Source organism: Longispora albida DSM 44784 (assembly GCF_000379825.1).
Taxonomy (GTDB): Bacteria; Actinomycetota; Actinomycetes; order Mycobacteriales; family Micromonosporaceae; genus Longispora; species Longispora albida.
The window spans coordinates 122,991-142,435 of sequence record NZ_KB903835.1 but is presented as its reverse complement, the minus strand read 5'-3'; the positions used below and the strand labels follow the sequence as shown (position 1 = coordinate 142,435).

Genomic DNA, 19,445 nt, shown 5'->3' with positions numbered 1-19,445 from the left:
GACGACCGCCGCTCACTCGGGCACGCGAGGCGCGCGGACGGGATGGGGGCGGGCGGCAGGGTGCGCATGAGAACTCCGGTAGTCAGGGGCGAACACGACGAAGCACCCCGAGGGCCGCAGGGCCGTCGGGGCGCTTCGTCGCGAGAGGAGGGTTAGCGGGGTGTGCTGCGGCAGACTCCGATAACGGGTCTGTGGGCTTCGGCGAGCAGGTCCTGCAGTTCGGCGTACGCCTTCTGCGCGGGGCCGAGCTGGGCGGCTGCGTGCCGCAGGGCCGCAGCCAACGGCATCTGCCGCTGGTTGATGGTATGGCGGGCCGCGTCAGCAGTGGCCAGTGCGACGCGCAGGCGTTCGACGATCCGCTGCTGGTGGTGCAGGCAGACGGTGAGCACGGACAGGAGGCTGGCGGCCTCGGAGGTGGTGGCTTGCTCCAGGTCGTGCTGGGCGAGCAGGACGTGCTGGTCGCGTAGTGCTGAGCCTGCGGCGATCAGGTGCGAGCCGCCGACGGGTTCCGGGGCTGGTGGCGGCGGGTCGATGGTGCTGTCGCACATCAGCTCACACGCAGCCGCCAGCTCCGATGCGGGCCACACCGGGATCAGGGGCCCGTCCTCGCGGAGCCGTACGGACGGCATGGGATGCAGGTGCCAGCTGGCGGGTTCGATCCAGCCGACGCGGCTGTCGGTGGGGTCGAGCTGCCAGACTCGCTCACCGTGCTGGATGACGGGCGTGACCGGCAGGCCCCACTTGATGGCGGCGGTGCGCAGCACGACGCGCAGTACCGGCACCGGCCAGCGCACCAGCATGTCGATGAAGGCGTCGCCGCCATCGCTGGTCGTCTCGTGGTCAGACATCACTGCTCCGATCGGTGTGGGGTTGCAGGAGTGGCGGCCCTGCTGGGTGCGGGCCAGGTGAAGCGGGTGGGTGCGCTGGGCGCTGCGGTGAACGCCAGCGCGATCGTCGGCTCGAGATCGCCGTCGAGGAGCCAGCGGGCGTCGTCGAAGTGCCGGTGGTAGGCCGCCAGCAGCCAGCCGGACCGGTCGCCCGGCAGGACAGGCCGTGAGACCTGCCGCGTGCCGGTGACGGTGATGTCCCCGAAACGGCCGTAGCCGATCTGGAACGCCCGCCAGTGCTCGGGGCCCGCTTGCAGGGCGTCGAGGTCGACACCGGCGAGCGGGAACGCCGGTTCGGCATCGTGATGGGGGCAGCCGTCGGCCACGAGCGCGCGGATGCGCGGCTGGCCGGCGTAGCGGGCCACCGCCTCGCTGATCTCCGCTGTGCCGGTGTGGTAGCCGTGGCGGCGACCTGCCGCCAGGTAGGCGATCAGCGGCAGCGCGGGCTCGGTACCGGCGACGACCGCGGTGAACCGTTCGACGTCGACCCGGTCGGCTGCGGCGAACCCCGCGTCGAGGACGGCGCTGTCGGGCGGCAGAACGAAGGCCGCCGGGCCGGGGGTGTAGCAGGCGTCGGCGAGGCTGACGGCGTGCGGGACGTCGAGGCCGCGGGTGTGGTCGATGACGGCGTTGATCACCGTCGCGAGCGTGATGCTGGCGGGATCGGCTGGCAGCGCCGCGCGCGGCAGGCGCACGACGAGCCGGTCCGGCGCGGGTGCCCCGAGGGTGACGGGTGCCCGGCAGGTGGGGCACGGATACTGGTACACGACTGTGTGGTCCTCCTTGAACATTCGCCCTGGCTGAGGGCATGGCAAAGGCCGCGCCGGGTGGGCGCGGTGTGGTGTGGCGGCTGGGATGCAAGCTCGACTTCGACCCGAAGATCAAGTCGAGGGGGCTTGTGCGGTCAGGGGTTGTCGGTGTCGACAGGCCCGGCGGTGGCGTCGCCTTCGCCTACACGGTCCCAGCGCACGTCGAGGCCCTCCACGTCGTTGAGGGCGCCGCCCACCGCCAGGAGTGCCTCGTGTCGGGCCTCTTGCGCGTCGGTGCTGCTGATCTCCATCGTGATCGGCAGGTCCAGGCGGACGGTGCAGATCCGGTTGAGGGGCGCCATGTCGAGGTGGCCGAGCATCTCGTCGGCGACGTCGATGTCGAGGGCCTCTGTGGCCACGGCGTGGGCCAGCTGCGCGCGGATCGTGGCCCGCAGGCGGGTGTGCTGCTGGTCGTGGACGCAGGTCTCCTCGTCATCGGAGGCGTGGGTGTTCGTCATGGTGATCTCTCTCGTGGAAACGCCGGCAGGCCGGGCGTGTGCCCGGCCTGCCGCGCGGTGGGTGGTCATCTAGTCAGGCGGCGAGGTGTGCCGCTGCGGCAGCGAGGCTGATGGGGGTGAGCTGGTGGCGCAGGTAGCCGCGCCGTCCGAGACCGCCGCCGCCGAGCGGGGCGATGGAGTACATGCCGGAGGCGGCGCGGTCCAGGACGCACCACAGCACCTCAGGGCCCGAGGTGCCGGTGCCCTGCTCGAACCGCAGGATCGTGCCGGCCGGCAGCAGCCCGTTGTCGGGGAACCGCGCGGCCTGCTCGTCGCGGTCGGGCGCGGTGTAGGGCTCGAGCATGTCGTCGTGGACCTTGAGGGTTCGGCCGTCGGCGGCGGCGACGATGACGGGCAGCTTGCCCTTGGTCAGCGCCTCGACGCGGAACAGCACGCCGGTGAACTGCCGGCGCGTGTCGTAGGCCGGCTTGAGGGTGACGATGTCGTTGTACTGGGCGAAGTACATGGCAGCAGACACGAGTGTTTCTCCTGGTAGGCAAACGAAAGCAGGGCCGGCGGATGCCGGCCCTGCGGGGTGCTGCGGTGGTCTGTCTCCAGGGTCATCACCGGTCGTCGCCGGTCGAGGAAGGGCGTGAGTGCCCAGGTAGGCCACCCCTGCCTGCGGGACGGGGCTTGGTCGTCGAGGTGCTGGGACCGGGCGAGGCCGACGAGGCTGGCCCCGCCCGGCGAGTTGTGTGGGTGGGTCGGGCGCTACCTCCAGCGGCGGCCCAGATCGAACAGGGCGGAGAGCTGTTCGTGCCCGACGAAGTGGTCGAGGCCGGGTTCGGGGTGTGTGGTGATGTCGAGTTCCCCGTGCCGCAGGGCCCGGTCGGCGGTGCGGATCTTGTACACCTTGCCGTCGACGTCGACGGCGTCGGCGCAGTGCACCGCCACGTGCTCGCCGCCGTGCTCGGTGTTGACGGCGATGTCGGTGGACAGCAACGCCCACGCGATCACACGGGCGTCCCTCGGCAGTCCGGGCGGCGGGCCGGCGGCCCGCAACTCCTCCCGCACGTCGGTGAGCACGCCGGCGACGCGCTGCGGGTGCGTCGCCCACCGCTCGCCGAGGCCGCCGACATCGCGTACCCGGACCTCCTTGCGCCAGCCGCCTCCGGGCGTCTTCGGCAGGTTCCACTGGAACATGACGTGCAGGGAGGGGGGCTGCTTGAGGCCGAAGCCGATCGCTTGGCGGTGCAGGCCGGTCAGCATGTTGCCGATCGCCTCGGTCGTCATCTCGTGCACAGATACTCCTTCACAGAACTGGTGATGCGGGCCGGATCGCGACGGGATGCCGCGTCCCGGTAGTCAGGACTGCTGGTGGCGGGCGTCGCGGTCGCGGACGGCGGGCCGCTCCAGGACCGGTTCGGCGGTGGGCGGGGCCAGCCGCACGCTCGCGCCGGTGTTCTTCGCGGCGAGCATCGCCAGATCGGCGCGGCGCAGGAGCTGGCGCAGGGTGTCGCCGGGGCGGGCGACCGCGACGCCGAACGACGCGGTGATCGGCACCTCGCGGCCGTCGTCGAGCGCGAACGGCCATTCGGCGATCGCCCGCCAGGCGTCGCGTGCGGCCGTGACCGCGACACCGTCGGCGTCATTGGTGCGGATCCACACCGGCCCCGCGAGGGGGTCGCCGCCGGGAAGCTGCTTAATGTGGGCGTCGACGAGCAGGACGAACTCGTCCCCACCGAGACGCGCGACGCTCACAACCGGCAGGCCCAGGGCCGCAAGCCGTACTGCGACCTGGGCGAGGAGCTTGTCGCCGGCCTCGTGCCCGAGGACCTTGTTGATCGTCCCGAAGCGGTCGATGTCGAGGACCACGACCGAGGGGGTGCCGTCGGATTGCGCCTCCTCGAACGCCTCGGCGAGACCGAGGCGGTTGGCGACGCCGGTGAGCGGGTCATGGGTGGCTTCCTTGTGCGCGGCGCGAAGCCTGCGGCGCTGGCGCCACATGTCGGGGATGGTCAGGGCGAGTGCGGTGGCAGCGCCGAGAGCGCCGCCACCCAGGGCAGTCAGAAGTTGAGACATGGGATGGCTCCATCGGAAGAAGCCGGAGCGGGCACGCGGGCATGAAGAACACGACGCGCCCGCTCCTGGCTATGACATGAGGGGATGTGCCGCAGTCAGGCGGCTTTGAACTTGGCGGGCTTCGGCTCGACGAGCACGACCTCGCCGGTCTCGGTGAACGCGTGCAGGTTGTTGCCGACCGCGCCGGTGCTGGCCTTCCAGCCCGCCGGCCGCTGTCCGCGTTCGATCAGCAGTTTCGACACCCTCCGCGCCGCGTCCGTCACCCCGAACACTGTGTCGGGGCTGGCCCGCAGCACCTCCAAGGTCGCCTTCTGCAGTACCCCGTGGCGCAAGCGGTCGGACTTGTCGGTCACCGCCTCCGCCTCTGCGGACGCGGCATCCTCGGCGGGTGCGGGTGCGGGTGCGGGTGCGAGTGCCGGCTCCGGCTCCGGCTCCGGCTCCGGCTCCGGCTCCGGCTCCGGCTCCGGCTCCGGCTCCGGCTCCGGGCAAACGACGTTCGCGTCGTCGGGTTGCGCGGCGGCGAGGGCGTCCTCGTTCGTGTTGCTGGGCTGTTCGTCCTCGCGCTGGTCGGTGCTTAGCTTCTCCACCGCGCCGGGCTCGGTGATGGCGTTGAGCGTGAAGTGCGCGGCCTGGGTCCCGCGATCGTGCTTGGTCACCTTGCCGTCGGCGACCCACTCGCGGAGCTTGCGGACGGTGGTGGAGTAAGGGACGTCGGCGACCTCGGAGAGGGTCTTGGCGTCGATCGGGCCCCTCTCGTCGAGGCTGACGAGGAGCCGGGCGATGGGCGTGCTGGTGCTCATGCTGTGGTGCCTCCTGTTGGGGTGGGGTTGAGTGACGCTTCGCTTCGCCGGAATCTCAAGTCGTTCCGGCTTCGCGGAGTCAGGTGATGACCTGGTCGCAGTCCCTGGCGCGCACCGGGAACCAGGGCCATCCGAGTTCGATGCAGAAGGCGCCGCCAGGCGACAGGGCGCGGATGCGGCGGACGCTGTCTTCGCCGAACAGCTCGGCGGGCTGGGCGATCAGCAGCTCATCGCCGTCGACCCACAGCCGCCGGTAGCCGATGTCGACTGCCTTGTCGAGTTCGTGTCCGGTCAGGCCGTCTGCGGCATGGGTCCGGCGGTCTGCGGCGCGCAGGGCATCCTGGGCGGCGCAGATGGCGTGGGTGACACGGCGGTCGGCGTCGAAGACCGCGCCGTAGCCGTGCTGCTCGACCAGGCTGCCGGTGAAACCGACGGCGTAGCGGCCGGTGGAGCTTTGGAGCCATTCACCGGCGAAGACCTGCTGCCCGCGCGGTGGCCGCCGCCGGCGAGGGGCGGTGATCTCTCCGATCGGGGTGAGGCAGGCGGCTTGCAGGCGGGCGTAGACGGCCGGGTCCGGTGCGAGCAGCTCGCGCCCGTCTGCCAGGCGCAGCCCGTCGAGCCGTTCCCACTTCGGGAACGGCCCCACGCTGCTGAGTGCCTGAACCAGGGCGCGGTCTGCTGGGTCGTCGACGGCGAGGCTGAGGATCCAGCCGAGTGCCGTGATAACCCGTCCGCCGACGCCCGATGTGCCCGGGCCGGCGGAGCTGGCCAGGTCGGTGCTGTCGTTGACGAAGCGGCGGATCTGGCCTGCCGGCTGGGCTTCAGCGACCGCCCGGGCGATCAGGCGGGAGATGTTGCCGGGGTGCACGGCGTATTCGGGCGTGGTCATCGGCTGGCCGCCGGGGTCGGCTCGGCCAGGACGAGGAAGCCTTTTTCGCCGTCGCGCTGCAGGTTGAGGCAGGCGGCGTGGAACTCCGCTGTTCGCCGTTTGATGAGCTCATGGGCGGTCTGGCGGGCGGCGACGGACGCGCCGAGGTGACCGCCTTCGACGTCGAGTTCGCCGAGTTCGATGTCGCGGATGATGTGGTGAAGGCAGTCCACGGCGTCGCTGGCCCATGCGGCGCGCAGCTGCGCGCACGCGAGGGCGTAAGCGGCGTCCAGGAACGCGGTCATCTCCGCGATGCCGCAGGCGGTCGCCAGCGCCCGCATGTCCAGGTCGATGTCGAAGCCGGCGTCGCGGCACAGCCGGGCCAGCAGGGTGTGGTGCAAGGTCACGGGTTGTCTCCCAGGATGGGGGACGGGCCCGCCCGCGAGGGGACGGGCCCGTCGCGGTGAACTGGTGCGGTGCTAGGCGGTGCGGTGGTTCTGCTGTGCTTCGGCTTCGGCGAGCAGGCGCTGGTCTTCGCTGGCGGCGAAGTTGACGGCGGCGATAATCAGCTCGTCCGGGCAGCCGGGGCCGAAACTCGCCCGCCAGCGGCAGATCGGCGACGGCTGGCCGGTGTGGGGCTGCAGCGGGTGGAGGAACACGTCGAGGTCGTCTTCCTCGACGGACAGCCGGATCCACACCCCGCCGCGGGCGGAGTACGGTTCCCGGTACTCATTGAGGCGCTCGGTGAATCCGGCAAGCTGCAGCGCCATGCGCAGCCGGCCACGGCTGCCGCCGACACCGATGACCGGGTCAAGTGGCTCGACCAGCCTGACGACGCCATGCTCAGGTGGGGTGATGGACATGCGGTTCCTTCCGATATGCAGGTCTGCCCGCCGCCGGGCGCCGGCGGGCGGGATCGCGCGGGTCACGCGATGATCTGGGCGCAGTCGGCCGGGTCGGCGGTGATCCACGCCCACGGCAGGTCAATGCGGTAGAGGCCGCCGGAGGTGGTCTCCAGGTGCTGCAGCACGTGACTGTCGGTCAGGTCGCAGCCGGTGGCGTACAGCAGGTTCCGGCCGTGCCAGACCAGGCGTGCGGCCTGCGGGTCGGACCAGGAGTGCCCGGCTGCGGCCATGAGTGCCTGGTGGTCGAGCAGGCCCTGCCTGCGCAGGTTTCGCAGGTGCTCCTGCTCGGCGCACATCGCCGATGCGACGGCCTGCTGGACGTCGAACACCGCGCCCAGCAGGTAGGGCTCGACGAGCCTGCCGGTGAAGCCGATCCGGAACCGCCGGTCAGGTCCGGCCAGCCACGCGCCGGTGAACACCGCCTCCTCGCCCGGCAGGGTGACGGGCCGGGTCACGACGTGACCGTGGCGAGTAAGGCGTCGGCGTTGCCGAGGCCGGCAAGCGCCGTGCCGAAGCCGGCGGTGACCTGCTCCAGGGCGGCTTCGATCTGGTCGGTGACCTCGACGGGCACGTCAGCGAACGCGGGATGATCGCGCAGCCCCCGCGCGAGACCGTGGTGGGCGGCGCGCAGTTCCCGCAGCCCGGCGAACTGGAAGGTGAGCAGGGTGCGGACGTCGTCGAGGCTGGGCGCGACGACGGGGCTGGCGTGCCGGAGTGCTCCGTGCAGGTGCATGGCGGTGGTGTTGAGGATGGTCAGTGCCGCGCGGGTCAGGTTCGGGTCGTATCCGTAGGTGTCGCCGAAGAGAGTGCCCGCTTCCCAGTTGATCCGCTGGATCAGGGTGTCGAGGGTCGGCTTGGGCTTTCGTGCCACGAGTGGTGTCCTTTCAGGAGTCGCATGGAAGAGCCCGCGAGCCAGGTGGCTGCGGGCGTGTGGTCGATACGGCGCGGCGATGGCCGCCGGCGGGCTGTTCAGCCGCGTTGCCGGGCTGTCGCCGGTTGCGCGCGAGGTCCCTAGATCCAGTAGGAGGAGCAGGAGTAGCTGCACTCGTGGCCCGGCTCTGCCTGGCAGTCGTCGCAAGTCCGCGCGAGCGCGACCGGGCATTCGAACGTGTGCGGCTGGTCGTGCGGTGCCGTGCAGCAGCTCGTCAGGGTCTTCATCCCCAGCGTCGTCACGGGGCCGAACGCGGCCAGGACCGCGGCGGCCAGGAGACGGCGACGGCCGATCACCGCCGGCTCCGCAGATACCGCTCGGCCAGAAGACGGCGGTGCGCGTCGCTGATGCGCCATCCCTGCGGCTGCATGGTCGGCGCGTCCTGGATGGCGTAGGTGAGTTCGGCGGCGGCGAGGTACACCGCCGCCTGGCTCTTCTCGACGTCGTCGGCCCAGGTGTCGAGCCGGTCGTCGCCGTGCTCGATCGCCAGCGCGGCGAGCACGGCGACGACGAGCGCGGTGCGGGCGTCGTGCACGGCTCGCACGCGTTCGTGGTCACGCATGGCCGCCTCCGGCAGCGGGGTCGGCCGGCGCGGCCGGGCCCGGCTGGTGCGGGACCGGGCCGCAGGTGCCGGAGTGGCCTGGTGGGCGCAGGCATCCGGCGGTGTCGCAGACGACCTCGATGGTGTGGTCGCACGACTCCGCGGTGTCGAATGTGCATTCGACGTCGAGCGTCGTGACGTCGTGTCGGGCGAGTGCCGCCAGAGCGATGCGCAGCGCCTTGGCGGTCTTCTGCGGGTTGAGCGGGCCGGCGAGCGTCAGCGAGCAGACGACCTCGATGGTGAGGTCGCACGACTCGGCGGTGTCGAATGTGCAGCCGGCGGTGAGCGTCTCCACGTCGTGTCGGGCGAGTGCCGCCAGCGCAATGCGCAGCGCCTTGGTCGTCTCCTGCGGGTTGAGCGAGCCGGTGAGTGTCATCGACACGCTGTAGGCCCGGCGCACGTCACGCTCCACGGCCGGCCGCCTGCCGTCCGAGGACGCGGCCGGCGGCCGGGTTGGCCGCCGGTGCCGTAACGCCGAGGATCGCAGCGGCCCGGCGGAGCAGGCCGGCGGCGATGGTGTCCAGGGCGGTGTCGGCGGGTGCGGTGTAGTGGGGGCTGGCGTCGAACCATCCCGACGGCAGGTCCGAGCACAGGTCCGTCCAGGTCAGCTGCGGGGTGAGGACCTCGGCGATGGCGTGTGACTGCGAGGCCCGGTTGTCGCGGTGGACGCGGACGCGGATGGTGTGCCCGCCGATCCGGTCGACGCGAGTGAGCCGATAACCCTGTTCTGTGGTGCCGAAGTGCCGGTCGATGAGTGTGTTCACGGTCGGATTCCCTTTCTGGAAAAGAAAAAGCCCCGCAGGCCGGGGCCGCGGGTTGAGAGGGTTGATCTGAGATGGGCGATGCGTCAGGGGCGTGTGTAGCGGGGCCGGCGAGACAAGGCGACGTGGCCGCAGGGAACACAGCGGCTCAGCGCAGCACCAGGCCGGTGTCGTCGTAGGTCCAGGCCGGCGTGACCCGGTGCACCTGGTCGATGAGTCCGGGTAGCAGCACGCTGCTCGCCCCGGTGGCGAGTTCGACGTGGAGCTGCCCGGTGAGCGGGCAGGCTCGGCGCACCGTCGCGACCTCGCTGGTGTCGGCGCGGCCGAGGCCGTTGCCGTGCTGGAGGACGAGCTGGTCTCCGGGCCGCCATTCGGCGCCTGGTGAGGTGTGGTTCATGGATCGGCTGGTCCTTCATGTCGGGTGACGGCGCCCCGTTCAGCGCCGGAAACCTTTTGAGGCGGTCGTTTCGCGGCCGGAAGAGGGAAAGGGCGGCCCTTGTGCGGGCCGTGCGGGAAGGGTGCCCCTGCCAGGGGCGCCCGGCGTACCGCCGGGTCGCAGGTCCTCGACGTTCGAGGCCGGGATCCGGCTGGCCTGGTGCGCCAGGCCAGCCAGTGGTGGAACCCGTGTGTACGCAAAATCGTGGTGGTCAGGGTGGTAGCGGTTGATGGGTAGGTGGGTGTTGGCGGGTCGCTGACCAGCCAATGGATCGGGCCCGTCGGTGCGTGATGCCTAGCCGGTCAGGGCGAGGATGCGCTGGTTGTGGTCGAGTGCCTCCAGTTGGGCGTGGGCTTGGCCGAGGTAGGCGATGTGGTCTGCCATCGACGGCCCGGCCGGGGTGAGGCGGGTGCCGTCGGGCTGGATCAGTGCTTCGCCGCACACAGCGCGCAGGGCGCAGTAGGTGGCGTAGGCGTGGCCGCCGGTCTGGAGGGCTTCCAGGTCCGCGGTCGGGAACTGCTGGCCGAAGCCGGCGTTGTGGGTGGCCATGGCCAGGATCCGGGGCTGTGCCCGGTACTGGGCGACCGCCCAGTCGAGCGGGTGCTTGTCGGGGTCGGCGGTGTGCTTGCCGAGCCAGACGTGCCACGGCGTGGCGGGGCGGGTGCCCTTGACGACTTCCGTCCACTGGTGGTGGCGGATGCCGGCGGTCATGGCGGCGGCGTGGCGTTGCCCGGCGAGGTCGAGGAACTTGACCGGGGCTCCGGCGGCCAGGGTCTGCTTGCCGCGCGTGCGCGGCTCGAGCAGGTGGCGGCGTTGCCAGGGCAGAACGGTCTTCGTCCAGAACATCGTCTGGGGTGTGCCGGTGATGCCGAGATGGCTGGCGAGCGTGTCGGCCGAGGCCAGTGCCGTAGACGGCACGTTGTCGGGGACGACGACGATCGCGGTGGTGATCGCGGCCCGGGTGGCGGGGGCGTCGGTCATGACTGGTCGGGCTCCTTGTGGATATGCCTGTGGATAAGGCGGAAGGCAGCCGGGCTGCGCGCGGCTGTGCGGGGAAGGGGATGGTGCGATGCGGGCAGGCCGCGAGAGGAACCCACCGGGTACATGGGTTCGTGAGGTGGTGCAGGTGGTGCGACCGCGGGAGCGGCTCGGGGCGCCTCGCGTAGCAGTGGGCCGACCGGCGTGAGCGGGTGGGCTGGCGTGCCAGCTGTGCGAGGAGTCCGTCGAGCGGACCGGCGGGGTGGTGCGGGTGGTGCAAGGTGGAAATCAAGGTCCCCCGACGTTAGGGGATGCCTCTCACAGCGCCGCGCGACGCCAACGGAGCGCAATCAGCTCTGAAAACAGCCTCTGACCTGCGCTGTTAGAGCAGGCGGGCACGTTGGGCGGGGTGTGCTGTGAGAGAGGGGCTTCGAAAATTCCTGCTCTCACAGCGCGGGGCCGCGCTGTGAGAGCAGGTGTGCCGGCCGGCCCTGGCTCGCGCGGAACGCGGCGGGCACCAGGGCGCTGACCTGCACTGTGAGAGATCGACTAGCGATCCGGGTACGGAATCGTGAGGTCCTCGGCTCCGTCCTGGGGGTGGCTGGGCAACTCGTGCAGGGCGTAGGGGCCGCTGCGTTCCGACGCCAGTCGCCAGACCCGCTCGGCGGGGTGCTCCCCGGCCACGATCACGGCGACCTCCACTCCGGCCCAGCGGTAGCGGCCGATCACGTCGAGGAGCGTTTTGGCCCTGGCGGCGGTGGTGGTCTGGATCAGGACGGGGTGGCGGGGTCCAACCTCGGCCAGCCACCGATGCCCGGCCAAGGGGGACAGGACCTTGGATATGGGCTGTCGCCCCGGGTCGAGGTAGAGGAAGAAGCCAGTGGTGCGGGCTCCGCGCTGCCAGACCCCGTAGGAGGCATCGCGGATACCGAAACGCCCGAATACTTCCGCGGTGCGGCGGTGCGACCACCAGCGAGTCAATCGAGTGTCCGGGCTGGTGCGGGCTGAGGCGGTGAGATCGGCGAAGAACTGGCTGCGGGCCAGTGCGTCGCCAAGGTGCGGGCTGGCCGCGATCAGAGCCACACGGTCGGTGTGGCGGGCGGGAACGCGCTCGTGCCGGCCGTCGAGGCCGGTGGAGGCGTGTGGTCGCAGCAGTGCGCCTGCGGGGCCGAGGGAGTACAGGTACTCGGATCGGCCTCCGCTGGCCAGGCCCCGGGCGTGCCGGGAGAGCATGCCGAGGCGGTGGAGTGTCGTGAGGCGGGTGCGGGCCGCGGACATGCTGCCGAACGTGATCGCCGCGATCTGGCTGGTGGATAAGACGGTGTGATCGGCGAGCAGGTCCAACAGCCGGTGATCGCGGGGTGTGAGCCGGGGCAGGGCGGCCAGGAGGCGGGCGGAGGCGGACGTGGCGAGTGCGGGCATGAGGTGCTCCAGAACAGGACCGGGCGGGCTCCGCGATGGGAGCCCGCCCGGGTATGGGGATGGGTGAGGTCAGGCGGTGGTGTCGCGGAACCGGCCTGGGTTGACTGGGCTGTCGGGTCCGTGGTCGCTGGGAAGTTCGTGCAGGTGGTAGGGGCCGCCGTAGCCGGCGAGATGCCAGATGCGTGCTGAAGGGTCCGGGCCTTGCACAGCGGCGGCGACGGGGATGTCGATGGTGCCGATCCGCTCAAGGAGGTTGTCGCGGCGGCTGGCGCTGGGCACCCACAGCAGGACGGGGTAGATGGGGCCGCCGTTGGCGGCGAGTTCGGTGTAGGCGTGGAACTTGCTGAGCACCCGGGCGTGGTTCTCGGTGCCGTTGTCATGCTCGAGGAAGAAGCCGACGGTGCGGCCGGCTTCTTGCCAGACGCCGTGTCCGTCGGGGTGGATGCCGAAGCGGTCGTAGGCGGCCGTCGCGTGCCGTTCAGACCACCAGCGGTGGAGTTGACGGCCGGGTGCGCGGCGGGCTGCGACCGTGAGGTCGACGAAGAACTGGTTGACGCCGAGCGTGTGGTCAAGCTTGTTGCTGCCCACCAGCCGGCCCATGCGGTCACGGTGGTTGCGCGGCAGGGGACGGCGCACGCTGTCGAGGTCGGTGGCAGCCTCTGGCATGATCCGCACTCCCAGCGGCCCGAGGGAGTACAGGTAGTCGGTCACCCCGCCTACGTCGGTGGCCCAGGTGTGCCGGGACAGCACGGTCGCCTGGTGCAGAACCCTCAGGCGGGCCTGGGCGCGGCGGCGGCTGGGGTAGAACAGCGACGCGATCTGGCTGGTGGACAGCACGAGGTGTTCGGCGAGCAGTTTCAGCAGTTCCTTGTCGCGGGGAGTGACGTGGCGGGTGTTGTCGTAGAAGCCGTCGGACGGGGAAGTTTTACGAGGCATGCGGAAGATCTCCAGGCGGAAGGGACCCTCCCTTGGAGGGTGTCTGGCTGAGGTGGATGGGAGTCAGATGACGGATTGGGGCCACGTGCTGCGTGAACGCCCACCGGCTGGCCTGATCGGCCAGCCGGTGGGCGTCACCGCGACGTGGTACTGAACGAAGGGGCGACGAAGCCCTGGACGTCGGGTCTCACAGGTCGCCGGTGACGGGCTTGCGCGGCCCGTTGTAGCGCTTCTTGTCGGCCTGTTCCTCAGCGCTGGCGGAGGCAAGCTCAGCGGCGCGTTGCTGCCAGCGGCCGATGTTTTGCTGCGGCACCTTGACGCTGGCCGCCTTGCGGATCGCCTCGCTGTGCCCGGCGATGTCTTTCGGCGGGTTGGTCTTCAGCGTGAACGCCGGTTCCTGACGGCCGTTCACGACGAGGCGCGCGGCGGCGGTGTAGGCGTCGAGGTGTGCGAGATCGTGCTCGTCGAGCTCAGGCTCCACATGGGCACCGAGGACCTTAGCGTCCTCCGGCGCCACAGTGAAGTAGATCTTGTTCCTCGCGTTGGCTGACACCGCCGCCAGGAGGTCTTTCGGGAACTGTGCCAAATCCTGGTGAGCGAGAACCATGCTGAGCCGGTACTTGCGGGCTTCGGCGAGCATGTCGCCGATGCCGGTGGCCAGGGTCAAGAAATTCTGGGCTTCGTCGAGATATACCGAACAGTCCTTGCGCTGATCGGCGGGGATGGCCGCTCGCGCGGTGGCGGCCTGCCACACCTGGGCCAGGATCAGCGACCCGAGCAGGCGGGAGGTGTCCTCGCCGAGGACGCCCTTGGGGATGCGGACGATGAGCACCCCGCCGTCGAGGATGTCACCCATCTTGAACGACGACTTCGGGAAGCTCATCGTCTTGCGGACGAAATCACGCAGCAAGAACGCCCTCAGGCGCGCCAGGACCGGGCCGATCATCTGCGACCGCAACGCGATCGGCATCTCGTCGTACCAGGTCCAGAACCCGCCGAGGCCGGCGGAGTCGTGGATGTCGGCGGTCATCTCCGCCCGCAGCTGCTTGTTGTTCAGCAGCGGCGGGATCAGCTGCAAGGACACATCCGGTTTGCGCAGCAAGGTCAGGCACGCCACCCGCATGATGTCATCCATCCGCGGCCCCCAGGCGCGGGAGAAGATGCTGCCGCAGATGGACACCAGGTTGTCGACGATCAGATCCGCATCAGCCCCGTCGCCCAGCTCGAGAGGGTTGAGCGTCGGCGGGTTGAGTCCCTTCTTACTGTCATCCTGCAGCGGATCGAACAGCACCACCCGGTCCTTGGCACTGTCGGGGATACGGTCGAGGACATCGAGGGCGAGGTCGCCGTGCGGGTCGATGACGACCGTGCCCCGGCCGGCGGCGATGTCGGCGAGGATCATGTTGGCCAGGAGGGTGGACTTGCCCGAGCCGGTCGTGCCGACCATGTGCACGTGGTAACGGGCATCGGCTGCTGCCATGCCCACCTTGCGGTTGCCGATCTCGGTACGGCCCAGCTCCTTGAGATCACCACGCCCGCCCGAGGCGATCGCCGTGGGCGCCGGAGCGGACTTGGCCCTAGCCCGGTTGAGACCCGCGACGGCGAGGTCCTGCGGAAGGCCGGCGAGGCCCGCGAGTTCTGGCGTGCTGGCCAGGAATCCGGCACCGAGCCGCCGCGCGGCCAGGGTCGCCGCAGGAGCGTGCATGCGGGAGCGGCGGCCCAGGCTGTTACGGCCGGTGTAGACGGCGAACGCAGACGCGAGCCCGTCACCGAGCCCCCGCAGGCGGGGCCGTGCCTTCTTCGGTTCCAGCCGCGGATCGGCGGCCACCGCGTAGCGCACGGCCGCCTCCCACAGCGGCACCGCACTGACCTTGTCGATGATCATCTTCACGTCTCGTTGCACCAGCGGATCCGGTCGCGCTTTCGCCGCGGCCGGAGTACTGGAGCCCTTCGGTGAGGCGAACAGGTCGATCAGGAAGATCAGGGGTGCTGCCGGGTTGAGGTGCGGGACGGCGGTTTTGCCGACCCGTAGCCGGCCGGCGGCCTGGCGGGCGCGGCGGATCCGGCGGGGCCGGGCGGGGCGGGCAAGGATCTGCACGACGGCGTGTTCGCTGTCGTGCAGCACAGAGCCGGCGGCGAACACCGCGCGCAGCGGGTCGACATCGTGGTCAGATGCCAGCGGCAGCCATTCGGCCGCTGTCGGGAGCAGATGCCCCCCGGCGGCCGGGCGGTCAGCGGGCAGCGGCATGTCGGCGTCGGAGGTCGTGCACGCCGCACTCGGCCACGCGGCCCGCACCGCCTGCTCCACCGTGCCGGGCGGAACGGTACCGGGTACCCAGACCGAGATGGTCAGCTGCCGGCCGCTCCAGGCGTACTGCCACACCACGTGCGGCGCGCCGTACACCAGGCGCTTCCAGCGTGACGGGGTGAGAACGCCTGCGAGGTGAGCCCACAGTGAACGGGCTCCGGCGGGATCGACGTCCGGCGGGGGCGCGATGGTCACCACCTTGGCTCCGGCAGCATGATGCAGATGCCGCCGGGTGGCGACGATGTTGCGGGCGGCCACGACCGCGAACAGGGCGGCGACAGCCACCGCGGCGAGCCAGGGCCGGTCGATCACCCAGGTCGCGGCGTCGGTCAGGTGCTGATACAGCCGCGCCCCCGGCTCGGGTGCCGGGGGCGCGGGTGACGGGGCCGGTGAGGGCGGCCCCTGAAGGGGCGGGGAGAGGGGTGTCATAGGAGGTCTTCTTCGTCGATGAGGTCGGCGGGGTTGGTGGTGCACAGCAGGTGCTCGGACGGGGAGGCGACCGACTCGAACCGGGTGCGGTGCGAGCCGGACAGGAGTAGTCCCTGGCCGCGGGCGGCGGACAGGAGCTTGAGTTTCTCGCCGCTGGTGAGGCCGAAGGCTTCGGCGACGGCGTCGATGGCCTGCGGTGACTGGCGCATCAGGATCTGGGTGGCGGCGTTGGCGACGACGGCCTGCCCGAGCGGGGAGCTGAGGAAGTCGGGCGCGTCCTGGGTAATGACGCACAGCCCCGCGCGGCGTTTCCGGCTGGCTTTAGCCATCCGGTACAGGAACATCGCGCCGGCTTCCTCGCGCATCAGCAGCCACGCCTCGTCGACGACGACGAGCCGGCGAGGCTGTGCCCGTCCTGGGGTGGCGGGCTGGTCGACGGTGCGCCAGATGTGGTCGAGGGCCAGGAGCGTGCCGACGCCGCGGATCTCATCTGGGAGGTGCCGCAGCGACCAGACGACGAGGTGCCCGTCGGGCCGGTGCGTGGTGGGGCCGTCGAACAGGTCCTTGAAGCTGCCGGCGACCCACGGTGCGAGCCGGGCGGCGAGGTCGGCGGCGGCCGGATCGCTGTCAGCGGTCAGCGCCTGGGCGAGGTCGGCCAGCAGCGGGGCCTGGCGGTGGTGGGTGGCGGGGTCCGGGGTGATGCCTGCGTCGCGGTAGGCGGCGAGGATCGCCCGGTCGAGTGCGGCGCGTTCGGCCGGCGGGGGCTGACCGCCGAGCAGCACGCTGATGAACGTGTGCAGGAACAGCCCCCGCCGGGTGAGCACGTCCGGGCGTTTGTCTTCGGCCGGCAGGTCGAAGGGGTTGATCTTCACTCCGGGGCTGCCGAGCCGCACCACCGAACCGCCGACGGCCGAAGCGAGGCGCAGGTACTCGTCTTCGGGGTCGATGACCGAGACCTGCACCCCGGAGTACAGGGAGCGCAGGATCTCCGTCTTCACGAAGTAGCTCTTGCCCGCGCCCGAGCGGGCGAGGACCACGGAGTTGTGGTTCTCGCAAGCCCAGCGGTCCCACCAGATCACGCCCGGCGAGTCGGGGTTGATGCCGTAGAGCACGCCCCCGGTCTGCGTCGGCTCGCCCGGCAGCGGAGCCGGAAGGTCCGGACCTGCGAGCGGGAAGCTGGCGGCGAGGGCGGCGGTGTCGAGGGTGCGGGTCATGCCGAGGCTGTCGGCGCCGAGCGGCAGGGTGGTGGTCCAGCCCTGCATCTGCCGCCACGTCGCCGGCTGCATCTCCAGCAAGCTTGAGGCGGCGGCGGCTTTGACCTGCGTGCACGCGGCGAGGAGTTCCGGTTCTGAGCGGGCGTGCACGGTGACGTACAGGCCGACCTTGAACAGCTTCGCTTCGCCGCGGGCGAGCCGGTCGGCGAGGTCACCGGCATCATCCGCAGCGGCCTCGACGTACGGATCGGCCAGCTTGCCGCGGTCGTGGTCGGCTCGGCGGCTGGATTCGAGTTTGGCGCGCTGGGTCTTGAGCCGCTGGGCGGCGACCGGCACCGGCACCGGGTCGATGTGCACGGTCAGGTCGAGGCGGCCAGGCCAAGCGAGCAGCGGCTCCAGCCATGCCGGTCCGACCATAGCGGGGTAGCCGGTGACGATGAGGGTGGCGGCGTAGCCGTCGCCGAGCCGCAGCCACCGGGGCCCGACCTCCACGGACGCGGGCGCGACTGCCGCCGCCAGGTCGCCGCCGCCTGCGCCTGCCGCCGGGCGGGCGGGGCGCAGGCGGTCCAGGACCGCCATCACGCGCGGCCGATCGTGAGGCGGAAAACCTGCCCGAGCCGCACGCCCGAGCTGCGCGGCGGGGCGGTGCGGGTGGTGCGGCCGTTGCGGGTCTCGCCAGGCAGTGCCTCGTCGAGGCTGGCGGGGTGCCGGCCGCCGGGGCGCGAGGCCATCAGCGCGGCCAGGTCGCGGCGGGAGTTGGTGCGAGGAGTGCGGGTGGTGCGGTTCATGACGTGGTCCTGGAGGGGTCAGTAGGAGCGGTGATGGTCTGGCCGGGTGCGGCGAGGCCGCCGTTGCGGGGCGGCCGGTAGGGGTCGGCGGCCGAGGCGAGGGCGGCGGTGGCGCTGGCGCCGTCGAGGACCCGGGTGGTCACGCCGAGCGCGGCCAGGGCACGGGCGGCGTCTTCGGCGCGGCGGCGTGCGGCGTGCTCGCCGCCGTCGGATCCGGCATCGCACGTGATGAGCACCTGCCGTCGCAGCGGGTCGCGGCGCGCGGCCAGCTCGGCGAGATACTCCGCGTGGTCGGCGCACGCCGCGGCCAGGGCTGGGTGCGGCAGTTCCGCGGCGTGCTCTGCGAGAGCGTCGGCGTGGCTGGCCAGGTCGACCGGCTGTGCGGAGACCGTGATCTGCACGGCAGCGTTGAGGGAGTTCAGCCAGCGGCCGAACGCGTCGACGGCCGCTGCTTGCTCGGCGTTCGAGCGCAGCCCGAGGTTGAGGCTCGTGGCCGCGACGATCGCCCTCGAGGATGCGCCGAGCTGGATCTGCCCGTCGTCGCCAATCGCGTCGGCCGGCAGCCGCAGCGGCGCTGGCAGCGCGACGCGGGCAGCGCCCGCGTCGACCCACTCCGGTACGGGGCCTGCATCAGCGACACCGGCCGCCAGCGAGCGGGGCGCCCGTGACTGGCGGACGGCGCTGAGGAGCCACACGTCCAACGGCAATCCGTCGCGGCGGCCGACGGCCAGCCCGAAGGTGACACCGCCGATCAGCACTGCGGCTGCGAGCAGCACCGGCATGGGCACGACGGTGTGCAGTGCCTGCCAGCCGAGGTAGACGATCGTTGCGGCGGCGGCGAGGATCGCCATCTGCCGGAAGGTGAGCCCGTAGAGGATCTTGTCGGGTGCGTCGATGTCGGCGGGGATCTTCGCCCGCACCGGGGTGTCGTCGGTGTTCACGGGCGTACCGCTTTCAGGATCTTGGAGGAGCCGGGCACCAGCTTGGTGACCTGCTGCACCGTCGCGAACTTCACGAGCGCGACGATCGGGTTGGACTTCCCGCCGCCCGCGGGCTGGCCGGCGAACTTCGCGACCAGGCCGGGGACCTTGACGGTCATCCACAGCACGACCATCACGACGAACAGCTGGAGCACGTCGCCGCCCGGCAGCGCGTAGGCCGCCAACATGTTGGACGGGTCGGTGAGCATCCACTGCCCGGTCGTCAGGCACAGCGCCTGCAGCACGGGGGTCGCCAGGCAGCCGGCGAACTGCCGCCACCACAACCTCGCCAACCCTTCGGTGGCGGGCAGGGCGTGGCAGGCCATCGCCAGCGGCGCGATGATCGCCATGACCAGGAGTGCCGCGAACCGCATGATCATCTGGAAGGTCGTCGCGGCCAGGAGCATGACGATGATGCAGGCGATGACGATCGCCAGCAGCGCCGTCGTCGGGTCCTTGCTTGCGGCGACGATGTGCGAGCGCATCGCCTTCGCCGCGGCGGAGTTCATCGGCTGCGACGCGAGCGCCTCGGTGATCGCGTTGGCGACCTCGATGCCCTTACTGATGAGCACCTGCGAGAAGTGCGCGCCGATGAACCCGACCACGAGCCGGGGTGCGAGGTCTTTGATGTGGTAGCGGGAGCGTTCGGAGCCGCCGGAGAACATGGTCAGTGCTCCGGCGGCGACGAACGCGAGGACGAAGATGGAGTCGACGACCCACACGGAGCGGGTCGACAGGCCGATCACCTGCGGCAGGGTGGTGACGTCGGGGCTGACCAGAAGGCTTCCGGTGATCAGCCCGATGAGCGCGTCGAAGGTGCCGAGCACCATCTTGGTGAGCCAGTCGAGGATGCCGTTCAGAAGCCAGTCCACG

General features: G+C 71.0%; 25 protein-coding genes. All 25 read right to left on the bottom strand.

The features are described 5' to 3' along the window. Window positions 1-152: 152 nt before the first annotated feature. The 25 genes from A3G1_RS0123955 to A3G1_RS0123835 all read right to left on the bottom strand — a co-directional run bounded on the left by A3G1_RS0123955 (window position 153) and on the right by A3G1_RS0123835 (window position 19,444). A complete protein-coding gene (locus A3G1_RS0123955; RefSeq protein ID WP_018352036.1) occupies window positions 153-848 on the bottom strand; it encodes a hypothetical protein in 696 nt (231 codons plus the stop codon). Further along, window positions 848-1,678 (bottom strand): hypothetical protein, encoded by an 831-nt coding sequence (locus A3G1_RS0123950; protein WP_018352035.1) that lies wholly within the window; start codon window positions 1,676-1,678, stop codon window positions 848-850. Before A3G1_RS0123950 ends, A3G1_RS0123955 begins: the two co-directional genes overlap by 1 nt. A gap of 113 nt (window positions 1,679-1,791) precedes the next feature. Continuing rightward, on the bottom strand, window positions 1,792-2,154 hold the full coding sequence (locus tag A3G1_RS0123945) for a hypothetical protein (RefSeq protein WP_026212455.1): 363 nt from the start codon (window positions 2,152-2,154) through the stop codon (window positions 1,792-1,794). Window positions 2,155-2,227: 73 nt separating this feature from the next. Then, the gene (locus A3G1_RS0123940) at window positions 2,228-2,671 is read right to left on the bottom strand and encodes a hypothetical protein (protein ID WP_157641357.1); all 444 of its coding nucleotides are present in this window, start codon (window positions 2,669-2,671) and stop codon (window positions 2,228-2,230) included. Between the two features lie 233 nt (window positions 2,672-2,904). Beyond that, a complete protein-coding gene (locus A3G1_RS0123935) occupies window positions 2,905-3,435 on the bottom strand; it encodes a hypothetical protein (protein WP_018352032.1) in 531 nt (176 codons plus the stop codon). 63 nt (window positions 3,436-3,498) lie between these two features. Beyond that, window positions 3,499-4,215, bottom strand: coding sequence for a GGDEF domain-containing protein (locus A3G1_RS36565; RefSeq protein WP_018352031.1), 717 nt, complete (start codon window positions 4,213-4,215; stop codon window positions 3,499-3,501). A 95-nt stretch (window positions 4,216-4,310) separates the two neighbouring features. Next, on the bottom strand, window positions 4,311-5,015 hold the full coding sequence (locus tag A3G1_RS40800; RefSeq protein ID WP_018352030.1) for a hypothetical protein: 705 nt from the start codon (window positions 5,013-5,015) through the stop codon (window positions 4,311-4,313). A gap of 79 nt (window positions 5,016-5,094) precedes the next feature. Beyond that, a complete protein-coding gene (locus tag A3G1_RS0123920; RefSeq protein WP_018352029.1) occupies window positions 5,095-5,904 on the bottom strand; it encodes a hypothetical protein in 810 nt (269 codons plus the stop codon). Then, window positions 5,901-6,290 carry a hypothetical protein gene (locus A3G1_RS0123915; protein WP_018352028.1) on the bottom strand — a complete coding sequence of 130 codons (390 nt, stop codon included), beginning with the start codon at window positions 6,288-6,290 and terminating at the stop codon, window positions 5,901-5,903. Before A3G1_RS0123915 ends, A3G1_RS0123920 begins: the two co-directional genes overlap by 4 nt. Window positions 6,291-6,362: 72 nt before the next feature. Next, on the bottom strand, window positions 6,363-6,812 hold the full coding sequence (locus tag A3G1_RS0123910; RefSeq protein ID WP_157641356.1) for a hypothetical protein: 450 nt from the start codon (window positions 6,810-6,812) through the stop codon (window positions 6,363-6,365). Then, window positions 6,809-7,243: a hypothetical protein gene (locus tag A3G1_RS0123905; RefSeq protein ID WP_018352026.1), complete on the bottom strand. Its 435-nt coding sequence runs from the start codon at window positions 7,241-7,243 to the stop codon at window positions 6,809-6,811. Before A3G1_RS0123905 ends, A3G1_RS0123910 begins: the two co-directional genes overlap by 4 nt. Next, on the bottom strand, window positions 7,240-7,659 hold the full coding sequence (locus A3G1_RS0123900; protein WP_018352025.1) for a hypothetical protein: 420 nt from the start codon (window positions 7,657-7,659) through the stop codon (window positions 7,240-7,242). Before A3G1_RS0123900 ends, A3G1_RS0123905 begins: the two co-directional genes overlap by 4 nt. Window positions 7,660-7,799: 140 nt before the next feature. Continuing rightward, window positions 7,800-8,015: a hypothetical protein gene (locus tag A3G1_RS0123895; RefSeq protein ID WP_018352024.1), complete on the bottom strand. Its 216-nt coding sequence runs from the start codon at window positions 8,013-8,015 to the stop codon at window positions 7,800-7,802. After that, window positions 8,012-8,281 (bottom strand): hypothetical protein, encoded by a 270-nt coding sequence (locus A3G1_RS0123890; protein ID WP_018352023.1) that lies wholly within the window; start codon window positions 8,279-8,281, stop codon window positions 8,012-8,014. The genes A3G1_RS0123895 and A3G1_RS0123890 overlap by 4 nt, the downstream gene beginning before the upstream one ends. Continuing rightward, window positions 8,274-8,732: a hypothetical protein gene (locus A3G1_RS0123885; protein ID WP_018352022.1), complete on the bottom strand. Its 459-nt coding sequence runs from the start codon at window positions 8,730-8,732 to the stop codon at window positions 8,274-8,276. Before A3G1_RS0123885 ends, A3G1_RS0123890 begins: the two co-directional genes overlap by 8 nt. Beyond that, the gene (locus tag A3G1_RS38975) at window positions 8,722-9,084 is read right to left on the bottom strand and encodes a hypothetical protein (RefSeq protein WP_018352021.1); all 363 of its coding nucleotides are present in this window, start codon (window positions 9,082-9,084) and stop codon (window positions 8,722-8,724) included. Before A3G1_RS38975 ends, A3G1_RS0123885 begins: the two co-directional genes overlap by 11 nt. A gap of 145 nt (window positions 9,085-9,229) precedes the next feature. Then, on the bottom strand, window positions 9,230-9,478 hold the full coding sequence (locus A3G1_RS0123875) for a hypothetical protein (protein ID WP_018352020.1): 249 nt from the start codon (window positions 9,476-9,478) through the stop codon (window positions 9,230-9,232). A 333-nt stretch (window positions 9,479-9,811) separates the two neighbouring features. Continuing rightward, window positions 9,812-10,498 (bottom strand): hypothetical protein, encoded by a 687-nt coding sequence (locus tag A3G1_RS36545; protein WP_018352019.1) that lies wholly within the window; start codon window positions 10,496-10,498, stop codon window positions 9,812-9,814. A 546-nt stretch (window positions 10,499-11,044) separates the two neighbouring features. Beyond that, window positions 11,045-11,917, bottom strand: coding sequence for a replication-relaxation family protein (locus tag A3G1_RS36540; RefSeq protein WP_018352018.1), 873 nt, complete (start codon window positions 11,915-11,917; stop codon window positions 11,045-11,047). Between the two features lie 69 nt (window positions 11,918-11,986). Next, complete coding sequence (locus tag A3G1_RS0123860; RefSeq protein WP_018352017.1) at window positions 11,987-12,853, bottom strand: replication-relaxation family protein; 867 nt, start codon at window positions 12,851-12,853, stop codon at window positions 11,987-11,989. 187 nt (window positions 12,854-13,040) lie between these two features. Beyond that, complete coding sequence (locus A3G1_RS36535; RefSeq protein ID WP_157641355.1) at window positions 13,041-15,590, bottom strand: type IV secretory system conjugative DNA transfer family protein; 2,550 nt, start codon at window positions 15,588-15,590, stop codon at window positions 13,041-13,043. After that, window positions 15,587-17,383, bottom strand: a complete 1,797-nt coding sequence (locus tag A3G1_RS0123850) for a VirB4 family type IV secretion system protein (protein ID WP_018352015.1) — start codon at window positions 17,381-17,383, stop codon at window positions 15,587-15,589. Before A3G1_RS0123850 ends, A3G1_RS36535 begins: the two co-directional genes overlap by 4 nt. Then, a complete protein-coding gene (locus A3G1_RS0123845; RefSeq protein ID WP_018352014.1) occupies window positions 17,383-17,592 on the bottom strand; it encodes a hypothetical protein in 210 nt (69 codons plus the stop codon). The genes A3G1_RS0123850 and A3G1_RS0123845 overlap by 1 nt, the downstream gene beginning before the upstream one ends. After that, complete coding sequence (locus A3G1_RS0123840; RefSeq protein WP_018352013.1) at window positions 17,589-18,533, bottom strand: PrgI family protein; 945 nt, start codon at window positions 18,531-18,533, stop codon at window positions 17,589-17,591. Before A3G1_RS0123840 ends, A3G1_RS0123845 begins: the two co-directional genes overlap by 4 nt. After that, window positions 18,530-19,444, bottom strand: coding sequence for a conjugal transfer protein TrbL family protein (locus A3G1_RS0123835; RefSeq protein ID WP_018352012.1), 915 nt, complete (start codon window positions 19,442-19,444; stop codon window positions 18,530-18,532). The genes A3G1_RS0123840 and A3G1_RS0123835 overlap by 4 nt, the downstream gene beginning before the upstream one ends. Between the last annotated feature and the right edge of the window lies 1 nt (window position 19,445).